This is a genomic window from Pseudomonas sp. JV245A, from assembly GCF_032424515.1.
Taxonomy (GTDB): Bacteria; Pseudomonadota; Gammaproteobacteria; order Pseudomonadales; family Pseudomonadaceae; genus Aquipseudomonas; species Aquipseudomonas protegens.
Genome location: NZ_VYKE01000138.1, coordinates 1 through 13,967 on the forward strand (window position 1 = coordinate 1; position 13,967 = coordinate 13,967).

12 protein-coding genes are annotated in these 13,967 nt (G+C 63.2%); 9 read left to right on the plus strand and 3 right to left on the minus strand.

Annotation, left to right across the window (positions count from 1 at the left end; genetic code table 11):
• The 9 genes from F6S12_RS25405 to F6S12_RS25445 form a co-directional block, all read left to right on the plus strand.
• The coding region (locus tag F6S12_RS25405) for an RNA polymerase sigma factor (protein ID WP_315869442.1) at positions 1–247 on the plus strand (247 nt) is incomplete at its 5' end.
• Complete coding sequence (locus tag F6S12_RS25410) at positions 244–1,233, plus strand: FecR family protein (RefSeq protein ID WP_011059343.1); 990 nt, start codon at positions 244–246, stop codon at positions 1,231–1,233. The genes F6S12_RS25405 and F6S12_RS25410, both read left to right, overlap by 4 nt.
• A gap of 168 nt (positions 1,234–1,401) precedes the next feature.
• Entirely contained in the window at positions 1,402–1,809 is a 408-nt protein-coding gene (locus F6S12_RS25415; protein ID WP_011059344.1) for an ExbD/TolR family protein, read from the plus strand.
• Positions 1,810–1,813: 4 nt separating this feature from the next.
• Positions 1,814–2,581, plus strand: a complete 768-nt coding sequence (locus F6S12_RS25420; protein ID WP_011059345.1) for an energy transducer TonB — start codon at positions 1,814–1,816, stop codon at positions 2,579–2,581.
• 43 nt (positions 2,582–2,624) lie between these two features.
• Positions 2,625–4,865 carry a TonB-dependent receptor gene (locus F6S12_RS25425; RefSeq protein ID WP_315869443.1) on the plus strand — a complete coding sequence of 747 codons (2,241 nt, stop codon included), beginning with the start codon at positions 2,625–2,627 and terminating at the stop codon, positions 4,863–4,865.
• Between the two features lie 28 nt (positions 4,866–4,893).
• Positions 4,894–5,538: a MotA/TolQ/ExbB proton channel family protein gene (locus tag F6S12_RS25430; protein ID WP_011059347.1), complete on the plus strand. Its 645-nt coding sequence runs from the start codon at positions 4,894–4,896 to the stop codon at positions 5,536–5,538.
• A 136-nt stretch (positions 5,539–5,674) separates the two neighbouring features.
• Positions 5,675–7,378, plus strand: coding sequence for a bifunctional metallophosphatase/5'-nucleotidase (locus F6S12_RS25435; protein WP_315869444.1), 1,704 nt, complete (start codon positions 5,675–5,677; stop codon positions 7,376–7,378).
• Positions 7,379–7,675: 297 nt separating this feature from the next.
• Positions 7,676–10,111: a TonB-dependent siderophore receptor gene (locus tag F6S12_RS25440; RefSeq protein WP_236203540.1), complete on the plus strand. Its 2,436-nt coding sequence runs from the start codon at positions 7,676–7,678 to the stop codon at positions 10,109–10,111.
• On the plus strand, positions 10,111–11,160 hold the full coding sequence (locus tag F6S12_RS25445; protein WP_183001354.1) for a hypothetical protein: 1,050 nt from the start codon (positions 10,111–10,113) through the stop codon (positions 11,158–11,160). The genes F6S12_RS25440 and F6S12_RS25445 overlap by 1 nt, the downstream gene beginning before the upstream one ends.
• On the opposite strand, the gene F6S12_RS25450 is transcribed toward F6S12_RS25445, so the two are convergent.
• From F6S12_RS25450 to F6S12_RS25460, 3 genes are all read right to left on the minus strand, one after another.
• Complete coding sequence (locus F6S12_RS25450; RefSeq protein ID WP_183001355.1) at positions 11,157–11,984, minus strand: acid phosphatase; 828 nt, start codon at positions 11,982–11,984, stop codon at positions 11,157–11,159. The genes F6S12_RS25445 and F6S12_RS25450 overlap by 4 nt on opposite strands.
• A 52-nt stretch (positions 11,985–12,036) precedes the next feature.
• Complete coding sequence (locus F6S12_RS25455; protein ID WP_212805972.1) at positions 12,037–13,311, minus strand: OprD family porin; 1,275 nt, start codon at positions 13,309–13,311, stop codon at positions 12,037–12,039.
• A gap of 496 nt (positions 13,312–13,807) precedes the next feature.
• The coding region (locus tag F6S12_RS25460) for a helix-turn-helix domain-containing protein (RefSeq protein WP_315869445.1) at positions 13,808–13,967 on the minus strand (160 nt) is incomplete at its 5' end.

A 13,967-nucleotide genomic window follows, 5' to 3' on the forward strand; every position in this document is an offset into this window, starting at 1 on the left:
GCCCCAGGCGGCGCTGGAAGCCGGCAACGACCTGCGGCATGTCGAAGCGGCCCTGCGCAGCCTGCCGCAGCGCACCCGGCAGATCTTCCTGCTCAACCGCATCCACGGGCGCAAGTACGCCGAGATCGCCAAGGCCATGGGCTTGTCCCAAAGCGCCGTGGAAAAACATATGATGCGCGCCCTCGAAGCCTGCAAGGCCAGCCTGCGGGAAGCCCCGGGCACGCGCACGCCAAGGAATGCACCGTGAACCACCGCACGAGTATCTGCCCGACGCCCGCTCAGGAGCAGGCCGCGCTGGCCTGGCTGAGCCTGCTCCACGATCAGCCCAGCAGTGGCGACCAGGCCACCTTCAGCCAGTGGTTGCAGGCCGACCCCGCGCATATCGAGGCCTATGCCCAGGCCCAGGTGGTGTGGGAGCTGAGCGAGCAGCCGGCGCGCACCCTGGCCGATGAAGACGCCTTTGCCCTGCACGGCCTGCTGCGTTCCATGGATGCTGCCAGGGGCCGGGCCCGGCGGCGCTGGTCGGCGGGGCTGGCGCTGGCCGCCAGTGTATTGCTGGCGGTGGCCCTGGGCGCCGGCTGGCAGCCCGGGCGCTGGGTCGATGACCTGGGGGCCGACTACGTTTCCGCGCCGGGCCAGGTGCGCACCCTGACCCTGGCCGACCAGAGCCAGGTGACCCTGGATGCCGACAGCGCCATTGCCGTGGATTTCAGCCGCGGCGAGCGGCATGTGCAGCTGCGTCGCGGCGCCGGTTTCTTCAGCGTCAGCCACACCGGCGAGCCCTTTGTGGTGGACGCGCAAGAGGGGGAGGCGCGGGTGCTGGGCACCCAGTTCGAAGTGCGCCTGCAGCCGGGCGGGGCCCAGGTCACGGTGCTGTCCGGCCGGGTGGGGGTCACGCCGGCCAAGGGCGCGGCGCAGCAGGTGCTCGGCGCCGGGCAGCAAGTGGCCTACGGACATGGCGTTGCGGCCCCGCTGCACGCTGTCGACAGTGAGGCGCAACTGGCCTGGCGCCAGGGCTGGCTGAACTATTACCACGCGCCTCTGGCCGAGGTGGTGGACGACCTGCGGCGCTATTTCCCCGGGCGTATCCTGCTGCTCAACGATGAACTGGCGGCGCGGCGCATCAGTGGCAGTTTCTCCAGCAAGGACCCGCAGGCGGTCCTCGATTCACTGCAGGCGGTGCTCGGCTTCCAGCAGCATCGGGTTCTCGGGAGGTTCATCGTCCTGCGCTGAGAACCGCGTCCCAGAGCTCCCGAACATTCATCGTTATCACTCCGTTCTGTCACCAAACCGTTACATCAGACGGGGATGATCTGCGCATTCCTGAGCACATGGTCAGGATCGGCGAGGGTTGTGATTCAGCTCTCACAAGGGAGGGATGGCTGAAGCGGGAGCAAGACGATGCGCAGCTGGGATGTAGCTAAAAAGAAAAAAGCTCATATCGAGATCATTCCGATGATCGATGTGATGATGTTTCTGCTGGTGTTCTTCGTACTCATCAGCCTCAACGTGATCCCGGCCGTAGGGATCAAGACGCAGTTGCCGGTCGCCAGTACCGCGCAACAGTTGAAGCCGCAAAACAAGGCAGTGATTACCCTGGGTCTGCAAGAGCGCCTGCAACTCGATGGCCAGGACCTGGATGAAAGTGCATTGCTGGCGCAACTCAAAGTGTTGAACGACAGCAGTGAAAAGTTGGTGATCATTATCAACAGCGATCAGGGCGTGGAAGTTAAACGCCTGGTTTCGGTGATGGACTTGCTCAAGGGCAATGGCTTCTCTTCCGTCTCCATCGCTACACGCAAGTCCTGACGCCATGTTCAGTCTCTATAGAACTCGCAAGTTGCTTGCGTGCCTGCTGCCGGCTGGCCTGTTGCTGCTGGTGATCTATACCAGCCAGTTGCAGCAGTTGCAGATCAAGCCGGTGTATGACGAAAGCACCGTGGAAATCGCCCTGGTCGATGCCGCCGAACTGCTGGCGGCGGCCGAGCCACCACCGCCACCGCCTGAGCCGTTGCCCATCGAGCCCGAGCCGCCGCAGGTGGTGCCGGAGGAAGAACCGCTGGTGATCGAGCCGCCGAAACCCAAGCCGGTGGTCAAGCCCAAGCCGCCGGTGCCCAAGCCCATGGTGGCCAAGCCTGCGCCACCCAAGCCGGCCCCGGCCGTGGCCCAGAACGCCCCCACCGCGCCGCAGCCCGCAGTGGCCGCTGCGCCGAAACCGGTGGCCGCACCGGCTCCCGTACCTGCTCCGGCCACCGCGCCCGCGGCGCCCAGCAGTGCAATCAAGGAAAGTCTGTACACCGCCGCTTTGCGCAAGGAACTGGAAAAGCACAAGCAATACCCCAGCGGCCGCGAGGCCTCGCTGCAACGTCCCCAGGGCGATGTGGTGATCTGGCTGGAAGTCGATCGGGCCGGCAACGTGCTCGACAGTGGCATCGAAAACAAGGCGCCGAACATGTTGCTCAATCGCGCGGCGCAAACCAGTTTGCGCCGCGTGGAGAAAGTTTCGCCGTTTCCCTCGGACGCGTTCTCCGGCAAGAACAAGCAACGTTTTACCGCGACCTTTAGTTACAACGTGGAATAAACCCATCACCTATTAACGAAAGTTGTAAGCAAGGGATTGACCCGTGAAGATCAATAAACTTTATGCCCTGCTTCTGGCATCGGGCCTGGGCAGTTTTGCGCCACTGGTTTTGGCCGACGATACCGTGGACGTAGGTTCGGTGAACGTTGCCGGTAAACAGACCCTGGGCAACGGCCACATGATCAAGGAAGAAAGCGCCAAGGGCCGCTCCACCGTGACCAAGGAGGCCATGGATCAGATGGCCCCCACCGCCAACGCCGTGGACAAGCTCAAGTACACCCCGGGGATCAACGTTTCCAGCACCGACGCCTCGGGCCTGAGCGGCACCAACTTCACCATGCGCGGGATGAACTCCGACCAGGTCGGGCTCTCCGCCGACGGTTTCCCGATCAACGACTCGGGCGACTACAGCATCTACCCGAACCTGATGGGCGACCCGGAGAACTTCAGTGAAGTCTTCGTCACCCAGGGTTCGTCCGAAGCCGACGGCCCGCACATCGGTTCCAGCGGTGGCAACATCGGCCTGGTGACCGTGCGCCCGACCAAGGACTTCGGGGTGTTCGTCAAGCAGTCTGTGGGTTCCAACAACCTGCGCAAATCCTTTGCCCGCCTCAACACCGGCGAGCTGGGGGGCTTCAAGACCTGGGTCTCGGCGTCCCATACCGAAGGTGACAAGTGGAAGGGCAAGGGCACCCTGCGGGCCGACAAGATCGAGTGGAACACCCTGTTCGAAGACGGCAACGGCAACTCCACCAACGCCATCGTCAAATACAACCTGCAGGAAAACTACAACTACAACAGCGTCAGCAAGTCCCAGTTCCAGACCCAGGGCCGGCGCCTGGACTACTCGGAAAGCACCGTGTTCAAGAACGGCAGCGTGTCCCAGTCCTACAAGCTCAACCGCAACCCCTTCGAAAGCGTGACCGCCTCGGTGACCCAGCGCTTCCAGCTGCGCGACGACCTGAGCCTGACCTTCAACCCGTACTACGTCTGGTCCAACGGCGGCAGCTTCAGCGGCCAGACCGCCACCACCTTGTCCAGCACCTCCAGCCGGGCCGGCAACTATGACCTGAGCGGGCTGCCCAGCGGCACCTACTACCGGCCTTCGTGGACCGAGACCTGGCGCCCCGGCATGACCACCAAGCTCAAGTGGGACCTTAACGAAGAGCACAGCCTGGACGTCGGCTACTGGTACGAGCGCGCCCGCCAGCGCCAGACCCAGCCCTTCATCGGCATCAAGGGCAACGGCGCTCCGGAAAACGTCTGGGGCGACTACAACGGCTCCGACCAACTGGTGGACCGCAATGGCGCGACGGTCCAGGGCCGCCACCAGTACACCGTGACCCCGGCGCAGAAACTCTGGGTGCAGGACACCTGGCAGGCGACCCCGGACCTGACCCTTACCGGGGCCCTGGCCTACCAGTACGTGGAGCGTGATGGCAACAACCTGGGCAGCCTCACCGACAAGCCGGAAAAACGCGACGCCAAGTACCACGAGTTCCTGCCCAGCTTCAACGCCAAGTACCAGGTGGACCCGAACAACCAGGCGTTCTACAACGTCACCCGCAACATGCGCACGCCGCCCAACTACGTGCTCTACAACAAGGGTGATTCCATCAGCCTGAAACCCGAGCTGAGCTGGAACCAGGAACTGGGCTGGCGCTACAGCGAGGAGAACATGGCCCTGAGCGCGACCCTGTTCTACATCACCTTCAAGGACCGGCAGATCTCCACCACCGACCTCAATGGCGACTACGTCGTGGCCAACGTCGGCGAAGTGAAGAACCGTGGCCTGGAGCTGGAGTGGAGCGGCCTCTTGCCACACAACTTCAACTACTACGCCTCGTACACCTACACCAAGTCCGAGCAGATGGATGACCTGACTAACAAGAACGTGCTGCTGCCGACGGCCGGCAAACAGCTGACCAACGTTCCGGAAAACATGTTCAACCTGAGCCTGGGCTACGACGATTCGCTCTACTACGGCAACGTGGTGGGCAAGTACGTCGGCGCCTTCTACGGCGACCTGACCAACGACGAGAAGATCTCCGGACGCACCGTGTTCGACCTCAATGCCGGTATCCACCTGCCGGTGGACAAGAAGGTGCTGAAGTCCGCGACCCTGCGCTTCTCGATGCTCAACGTGTTCGACAAGGAATACCTGGCGTCGGTACGCACCGTGTCTTTCAACTCGGTAAGGACCAATGGCCTGGCGCCAAGCACCGCCTATTACAACGTGGGTGAAGAACGCACCGCGATGGTCTCCCTGGAAGCTGCGTTCTGATTCGATTCAGGCACAAGAGGAAATGACGATGGACATGAATCTGCTGCACGACATCACCTTCTACACCATGTACGGCGCTGCCGCGATTGCCGCCTTCATCGCGGTGGAGCGGGGCATCTACTTCAGCTTCAGCCTGCGCCAGGCGAAGAAACTGGAGACCGTGCTCAACCCGAAGATGCACAGCGTCGACGATCTGCCCGCTCCGCTGCGCGAGCGCAACAGCCTGCCCCTGGAAATGGTCGCCGAGCTGTTTGCCCACAAGCAGGGGCTGGCCAGCCACAAGGACCTGGAAGATCTCAGCGAGTCGATCTACATCGCCACCCGCAGCAAGCTGATGCATGGCCTGTGGCTGCTGGAAACCGTGGTTACCGCTGCGCCCTTGCTGGGCCTCTTGGGCACCATCCTGGGGATCATCGACACCTTCAAGGCCCTGGCCGAGACCGGCGTCAGCGACCCGGGCGAAGTGTCCAAGGGTATCGGCACCGCGCTGTATGCCACGGCCCTGGGGATCGCCATTGCCCTGGGCAGCATGATCTTCCACAACCACTTCCAGGACCGGGTCGAGCGCATCACCGACCACCTGAAGATCCTGCTGCTGCGCGCCGGCATGGGCACCGCGCTGAAGGCCCCGCCAGCACCCCAGGTGGTCCACGGCAGCCTGCAACCTGCCTGATGACCTGACCTGTAGCCGCTGCCGCGGGCACGGGCTGCGATCGACGGCGAAGCCGGCGCTGTTCCCAGCGCTGTTCTCTGTCTGATCGGCCTGCGCCAGCGGCTTTTTTTTCGCTGATCTACCAAGGATTTCTTTCATGTCCCGTCTTCGTCCCATGCCCCGGATGCTGGGGGCACTGACCCTGGCCCTGGTCACCCTGGCCGGTTGCAGCTCGCTGTCTGAACCGCCGCAACCAGTGGCGGTGAACATCGTCGCCATCAACGATCTGCACGGCTACCTGCAAGCCAACCCCTTCAGCTACAAGGACCCCCAGGCCCCGGGCGGCGTGCGCAAGCTTGCGGCCGGCGGCATCGCTACCCTGGGCGGCATGCTTGCCCAACTGCGCCAGCAGGACCCGCAACTGCTGTTCATCGGCGCCGGCGACCTGGTGGGCGGCAGCCCGCCGCTGTCGGCCATGTGGGCCGACGAGCCGACCCTGGACGCCCTGCGCCAGATGGGCATGAAACTCAGCGCCATCGGCAATCACGAACTGGACAACGGCAAGGCCGAGTTCCTGCGCCAGCTCAATGGCGGCTGCCAGTCGTCGCGGCCGGACAAGGCCTGCCAGTTCCGCCCGAACTACCCCGGCAGCGGCTTCCCCTACCTGGCGGCCAACCTGCTGGACAGCGACACTGGCAAGCCGTTGCTGCCGGCCTACCGCATCGAAGAGGTGCGCGGGGTCAAGGTGGCCTTTGTCGGTGCGGTGCTGCGGGACGTGGCCTCGGTGGTCAGCGCCAAGGGCATGCGCGGTTTGCAGGTGGCCGACGAAGCCGAATCCATCAACAAGCTGATCCCCGAACTCAATGCCCAGGGTGTCAACGCCATCGTCGCCGTGGTGCACCAGGGCGGCTCGACCCCCGAGCCGTTCGACAAGCAGGACTGCTCGCAGCTCGGCGGCGATATCGTCGACGTGGCCAAGCGCCTGGACCCGGCGGTGGACGTGCTGATCAGCGCCCACTCGCACCAGGGCTACCTGTGCAAGGTCGGGCCGCTGCTGGTGACCCAAGGCAATTCCTACGGCCACCTGCTGACCCACCTGACCCTGCAAGTGACCCCGGGCCAGCACCGGGTGGCGAGCATCCAGGCCCTCAACCTGCTGGCCGATCCGGCCCGTTATCCACAGGACCCGGCCCTGGCGCAGTTGCAACAGGAGGTCGAGGCCCGTAGCAACCAGGTGCTGCTCAAGCCGGTGGGGGCGATTGCCGCCTCGCCGATTGCCCGGCGGGCCGATGCGGCCGGGGAAATGCCCATCGGTGACCTGATTGCCGACGCGCATCTGGCCGGCGGCCGGGCCAATGGCGCACAGATCGCCTTCATGAACACCGGCGGCATTCGCAGCGACCTGTCCCTGGAGCCCGGGCAGACCCGGGTCAACTACGGGCAACTGGCGACCTTGCAGCCGTTCAACAACAACCTGATCGCTTTCGACCTCACGGGCCGGCAGATCGAACAGGTGCTCAACCAGCAATGGAAGGGCGCGGACGATGCCAACATCCTGCAAGTGTCCCAGGGCTTCACCTATCGCTGGGACCCCAAGCGCCCGCCGGACAGCCGTGTCGTCCCCGGCAGCGTGCGCCTCAACGGCAAGCCGCTGCAGGCCGGCGCGAACTACCGGCTGGTGATGAACGGCTTCCTGGCCGATGGCGGCGACCGCTTCAGCCTGTTCAAGAGCGGCCTGAACCGCAGCGACCTGGGGGTCAGCGACCTGGAGGCGATGCTGCACTACCTCAAGGACATGGACCAGCAGGGCAAGCCCGTGGGCTCCAGCACCAGTGCCGGGCGCATCCAGCGATCCCTGTAACGAGCGCTGTAGCCGCTGCCGAGCCTGCGAGGCTGCGAAAAGGTCCGCAGGACCTTGCTTGACGGTCTCCCGTCAAACCTCCTGCGGCCTCACGAGCGCCTCGATCTTCGTCGGAGTGCCGCCCAGCCCGATCGCAGCCTGCGGCACTGGCTACAGGGGATGCATCGGGCGGGGGCGTTTTCGCCGCCCTGAAAATATTTTCAAAAAAATGCTGAGGTCTTTGCCTGCGACATACGTGTAGTGCTTGAAAGTGCGACTAATTCGCATTCACGGTGCTTTTACACACGAGTCTCCAGCATGAAGTCCAGGGCAAATTCGGCGGTAAACGGTTCGGTCAAACGGTGGTTCGGCGCTTCGGCGCTGGTGGTTTCGGGGTTGGCCCTGCTGCCCCTGAGCGTGGCATTGGCGGCCCAGGCCGGCAGCGAGCAGCACAGTGCGCTGTTCAACTTCGCCATCGCGGCCAAGCCGCTACCCCAGGCCCTGAGCGATTTCACCCGGGTCACCGGGATCAGCGTGGTCTACACCGACGAGGCGCCCTACAACCTCAAGGCCCCGGCCGTCACCGGCCAGCTCAGTGCCGAGCAGGCCTTGCAGCGTCTCTTGGGCAATTCCGGTTTCACCTATCGCCGCAGCGACGCCCATACCCTGGTTCTCGAACCCCTGCCCCAAGGTGCCGGGCTGAACCTGGGGACTTCCAGCATCACCACCCAGGGCGTCGACGAAAGCACCAGCTATCAGCCGCCGGCCACCACCTCGGTGGCCCGCTCCCAGGCGCTGAACCAGGAAATCCCGCAGATCATCAACGTGATCCCGGCCCAGGTGCTGCGCGACCAGACCCCGCGCAACCTGGATGACGCCCTGAAGAACGTCAGTGGCATCACCCAGACCAACACCCTGGGCGGCACTCAGGACGCGGTGCTGCTGCGCGGCTTCGGCGACAACCGCAACGGCTCGATCATGCGCGACAGCATGCCGGTGGTGCAGGGCCGTGCCCTGAACGCCACGGCCGAGCGCGTGGAAGTGATCAAGGGCCCGTCGTCCCTGCTCTATGGCATCCAGGACCCGGGCGGGGTGATCAACATCGTCAGCAAGAAACCCGAGTTGCAGCAGTCCACGGCCCTGACCGTGCGCGGCTCGACCTACGGCTCGGGCAAGAACGGCAGCGGCGGCAGCCTGGACACCACCGGGCCGCTGGGGGATTCCGGGCTGGCCTACCGGCTGATCGTCGACCACGAAGACGAAGACTACTGGCGCAACTTCGGCACCCACCGCGAATCCCTGGTGGCGCCGTCCCTGGCCTGGTACGGCGAGCGCACCAAGGTGCTGCTGGCCTATGAGCATCGCGAATTCCTGACCCCGTTCGACCGCGGCACGGCCATCGACCCCAAGACCAACCACCCGCTGGACATCCCGGCCACCCGGCGCCTGGACGAGCCGTTCAACAACATGGAAGGGCGTTCGGACCTGTATCGTTTCGAGGTCGATCACGAGCTCAGCGACGACTGGAAGGCCCACTTCGGCTACAGCTGGAACCGTGAAACCTACGACGCCAGCCAGGTGCGCCTGACCGCGGTGAACGCCAACGGCACCCTGACCCGGACCATGGACGGCACCAAGAATGCCCTGACCACCGACCGCTATGCCACCGTCAGCCTGGAAGGCAAGGTGCAACTGGGCGGCATGCAGCATGACCTGGTGTTCGGCCTGGACGACGAGTACCGCAAGATCTACCGCGCCGACCTGATCCGCGGCAAGAACACCAGTTTCAACTACCTCAACCCGGTGTATGGCCAGCAAGTGGCGGGGACCAACGTCAGCGCCCCGGACAGCGACCAGACCGACCTGCTGCGCAGTGACTCGCTGTTCTTCCAGGATGCCATCCACCTCACCGACCAGTGGATCCTGGTGGGCGGCGGGCGTTTCCAGGAGTACGACCAGTACGCGGGCAAGGGCCGGCCGTTCCACGCCAATACCGACAGCAACGGGCAGAAGTTCGTGCCCCGCGCCGGCCTGGTGTACCGCTACACCGACCAGCTGTCGTTCTACGGCAGCTACACCGAGTCGTTCAAACCCAACTCCAGCATTGCCCAGCTGGCCGGCGGCAGCGTGGTGCTGGACGGCTCCATCGCACCGGAAGAAGCCAAGTCCTGGGAACTGGGGGCCAAGCTCGACATTCCAGGGCGCATCACCGCCAGTGCGGCGTTGTTCGACATCACCAAGCGCAACGTGCTGGTGACCACCGCCACGGCCTCCGAGACTGTCACCAGCGTGGCCGGTGAAGTGCATTCCCAGGGCCTGGAGCTGGACCTGACCGGGCAGCTCACCGACCAGTGGAGCCTGATCGGCAGCTATGCCTACACCGACGCCGAAGTGACCAAGGACACCCAGTACAAGGGCAAGCAACTGCAGAACGTGGCCAAGAACACCGGCTCGCTGTCGGCGGTCTACGACTTCGGCAGCCTGATCGGCGGCGACCGCCTGCGGGTCGGCGCCGGTGCCCGTTATGTCGGTGAGCGCGCCGGGGATGCGCCCAACAGCTTCGACCTGCCGGGCTACACCGTGGCCGATGCCTTCGCCACCTACGACACCAAGGTCGAAGGGCAGAAGGTCAAGTTTCAGCTCAACGTGAAGAACCTGTTCGACAAGACCTACTACACCTCCTCGGTGAGCAAGTACTTCGTGTCCCTGGGGGATGCTCGCCAAGTGTCGCTCTCCAGCACCCTGGAGTTCTGATGAAAGCCCTGACCCTGAGTGTGCTCCTGGCGTTCTGTGGCGTGGCCCAGGCGGCTGCGCCGGCGGATGAGCGCCTGTACCACCGTGAACAGCAAGTGCAGCTGCCGGGCTCCGGCAGCAGTTGGGGCTTCATCGCCCTGGACCCGACCCGGCCCTACCTGTTCCTGGCCCGTCGGGAAAATGGCCTGAGCGTGTTCGATGTGGACAAGCAGCGCCCGGTGCGCACCCTCGAACAGTCCCGGGGCGCCAATGGTGTGGTGTTGGTACCGGAGCTGGACCGCCTGCTGGTGCTCAACACCGACGGCAGCCTGGGGGTGGTGGAGTTATCCACATTCAAGCCGCTCAAGCGCATCACCGTCACCCAGAGCAACCTCAACAGCGCGGTGTACGAGCCGCGCACCGGGCAGGTGATCATTGTCAGCGGGCGCCGGGCCGATCGTTCCACCCTGTTCGTCTTCGATCCCAAAGAAGAGCGCATCACCGCCGCCCATGAGCTGGCGGTGAAGAAGATCGACCCGTTGCTGCTCAAGGGCGATGGCAGTTTCTTCCTGCCGATGCGCGATGAGGGCGTCGTCGCGCGGTTGTCCTCCAGCAGTTTCAAGGTCCTGGACCGCTGGCAGTATCCCGACTGCCCGCGGCCCAGTGCCCTGGCCCAGGATGAACAACGAGGGCGGTTGTTCGTCGCTTGCCGTGGTGAGCGGCCAGTGCTGCTGGTGCTCGACCGCGACAACGGTGCGCTGAAGGCCAGCCTGCCGATCACCCGGGACGTCAACGCCCTGGCCTACGACCCGCAGGCCCAGCGCTTGCTGATCGCCAGCGGGGTGGACGCCAACCTCAGCGTCGTCGCCCAGCTCGATGCCGACCGCTACCAGCTCCTGGGTAGCGTCAGCACCCAGCCCATGGCCTACAACATGGCGTTCGACCCGCGTACCCGGCGGGTCTACCTGGCGGCAATGGACTTCACCCAACCGGCGGCGAGCCCGGCCGAACCCAAGCCGGACCCGCTGTTTCATGCCAATACCTTCAAGGTCCTCACCCTGGCACCCTAGTCGGCGTCAAGTGCCAGGGCCTGCGCTTGCGCTGCACAGTCAGCGTCGGCGGTCAGGCCCTGGGCCCGAACGGCCAGCAACTCTTGCCGGGCGACGGCGAAATCGGCCTGGAAGGTCGGGTCGGCGTGCAAGCGTGCCACGGTGGTCGCGCCTATTTCACGGCCTTCACGGATATCGCTGTACCAGTGCACGTTGCACACCATGCGGCTTTGCGAGTAGGCCCGGCCGCGGGCCCAGAGCGCATTGCCGTGCTCGGGGGACAGTTCGCTCAGCAACAGCGCCCAGGCCCAGCCGATTGCGCTGTGGCCCGATGGGTAGGAACCATCTGCGGCCAGTTTCGCCTCGTCTTCCGGGGTGCAGCTGGGTTGCTGGTTGTAGACGAAGGGCCGGGTGCGCTGGTAGCGCTTCTTTGCGCTGTAGGTGGCCAGCCCGGCATCGGCCAGGGTCCGCCGCAGGACTCTGTACAGCGTAGGTGTCAGCTGTTCGCTGATCGGGGCATTCAGGGCACAGGAAAATGTCTGCGCGGCGGCAGGGAACTTCAGGTTGGCATCGCTGACGGCCAACTCCCAGCGTTTGCTGCCCCGCAAGGCCTGGTTTTTCTCGGCCATGCTCTGGTCCAGAGTGAAGGCTGGGGTCCCCACCGCAGGAGGAGGCGGCAACAGCGACAGACTGTCGGGCAGATCCTGCTGTTTCAGATAACCGATCAAGTAACCCGGTCGGAACTCCGGGACACTTTGCGCTTGCAGGGGCTGTTTCGCCGCGACCGGGTTGAACAGGCTTAAAAATAACAGGCTGGCCAAACTTTTCGATAATAGACGTTGCATGGAGATAGTACCTCTAGGCATTTGATCCGTTACATCGGTTCTGGTGGTCTGCTTACTTGATATTCCAGGTGTAGTTGAACATCAGTCGCGTATCATCAGTGTCGCGAATGAAGTTCTTGGCGTAGTTGGAGCGATAGAGCGCACTGCGCAGGCGTACACTTAAGTTCTTCAGCGGGCCTTGTTGCACGACATAACGCAATTCATTATCCAGCTCCCATGACTTGCCAATTCTTTGGCTGCCGGTTATCTCGGCATGGCTGCCGGATATATAGCGGCTATTGATAGTCAGGCCCGGCCAGCCCAGGTTGGCAAAGTCATAGCCATAACGAAGTGCCCAGGAGCGCTCCTTGGCATTGGCGAAGTCACCCAGTACGGACAAGTTGATCAAGTTGGCATCGGTACCCAGGATGTTGGCATAACCGGTATCCCCCAACATTCGCTGATAAGTCAGGCCAAGGCTGTGGCCTTTATAGGCATAGCCGAGCAACCCCTGCAGGGCGCGGTTGTCGATCTTGCCGCCTTTGGCATTGCCATAGTCGTTCATCAGGCTCAAGCGCAGATCGCTGCTGAACGTCCCCGCTCCCCAGGGGCTCTTGTTGACCAGGGTGAAGACCTGCTGGCGGTAGATATCCTGCAGCTGGGCGACATGCACGCGAGCCAGCCATTGCTTGTGGAACCGATAGTCGAGGCCCGCCATGTCGAAGTGTTCCGCGGTGGCCCCCAGCTTCTCGAAGCGCCGGTTCAAGGGGCTCAGGGTCAGCGGTGTGTACTGCGTGGCGTTGCGCTGCAGGACCCGGCTCAGACGCCCGGCGGTAAACTCCAGGTCTTCGATTTCATTGGAGGTCAGCAGCCCGCCTTCGAACATCTGCGCAAACAGGCGGCCGTCATTGGGTCTCAGTGTCGGCAGTACCGGCGGTACCAGGGTTCCGAACTTGAACAGGGTCTTGCTGGTCTTGAGCTTGCCGGCCAGGGCCAGTTTCGAATAGTCATCCTCTGCCCGGCCATTGCGTGCCACCTTCAACAGCCCGGTGCCGGTCCGGCCAGGAGCGGAATCCAGCTTGATCCCGAGCATGCCGATGGCGTCGGCACCGACGCCGAGGCGGCCTTCGGTGAACCCCGAATCCAGGCGCAAGAGGAAACCTTGCGCCCATTCTTCACGGGTAGGGGCAGTGCCTTCGCGGTAGTCCCGATTGAAGTAGTAGTTGCGCAGTTCCAGGCGTGCGCTGCTGTCCTCGAGCAGTTCGGCTTTTACCGGAATGGCCAGTATCGAGGCACACAGCAGGGGCGAGTGTCTGACCCATTGCCGTGGCAAACTTTGTGAAAGCATTTCATCGTCCTCTGTTTTTGTTGTTTTGGAGTAAGGCGATTAACGGCTTAGTTGTTGCTGGTTTGTTCAACGACCAATGGTCGAAGGTTGGGTTGCCTCAGGGGTGTGGTGAAAGTTGTGTGTCAATTGTTGTGGGCAAGAGTCTGCCGGGTATTTCAGGTAATTGGCTCCTGTGAGGGGGGTGGATATTTATGGAATGCCTGGCACTCAGGGTTCGAAGACTAAGTTGAAACTGGGCTTAAACAATAACCATCAGCTCCATGAATGAAGTGGTAAATAAAATATTAAAATAATTACCTGATTATGTTCTTGAGTGTCATATAAGAACTTGCCGGGCGTGATCTTTCTGAGAGAGATATGTAGGGGGTTTTTAATTGGCTTGTAAGAATTGTCTTATTTAAGTAAGGAACTTTAACCGTTCACTGACTCAGGCGTGTCAGCCTGGGCTTTGGCATAAGAAGGAGCATGCAGAGGCGGGTTTTGGGTAACCCTGGCCTCAGCGCAGGAACGCCAGGCGGTAGTCTCCCGGCGTGCCCCCCAGGGCGTGCCGGAAGCGATTGCTGAAGTGGCTGGCACTGGCAAAACCACAGGCCAGTGCAATCTCGCCCAGGGGCTGGGCGGTGGTGCGCAGCAGGTGCCGGGCCCGGCTCAGGCGT

Bases quoted from the DNA above. Each gene is read 5' to 3' on its own strand.
- F6S12_RS25455 (WP_212805972.1), bottom strand. From the start codon at position 13,311: ATGCTTTCACAAAGTTTGCCACGGCAATGGGTCAGACACTCGCCCCTG.
- F6S12_RS25415 (WP_011059344.1), top strand. From the start codon at position 1,402: ATGCGCAGCTGGGATGTAGCTAAAAAGAAAAAAGCTCATATCGAGATC.
- F6S12_RS25435 (WP_315869444.1), top strand. From the start codon at position 5,675: ATGTCCCGTCTTCGTCCCATGCCCCGGATGCTGGGGGCACTGACCCTG.
- F6S12_RS25420 (WP_011059345.1), top strand. From the start codon at position 1,814: ATGTTCAGTCTCTATAGAACTCGCAAGTTGCTTGCGTGCCTGCTGCCG.
- F6S12_RS25450 (WP_183001355.1), bottom strand. From the start codon at position 11,984: ATGCAACGTCTATTATCGAAAAGTTTGGCCAGCCTGTTATTTTTAAGC.
- F6S12_RS25445 (WP_183001354.1), top strand. From the start codon at position 10,111: ATGAAAGCCCTGACCCTGAGTGTGCTCCTGGCGTTCTGTGGCGTGGCC.
- F6S12_RS25440 (WP_236203540.1), top strand. From the start codon at position 7,676: ATGAAGTCCAGGGCAAATTCGGCGGTAAACGGTTCGGTCAAACGGTGG.
- F6S12_RS25430 (WP_011059347.1), top strand. From the start codon at position 4,894: ATGGACATGAATCTGCTGCACGACATCACCTTCTACACCATGTACGGC.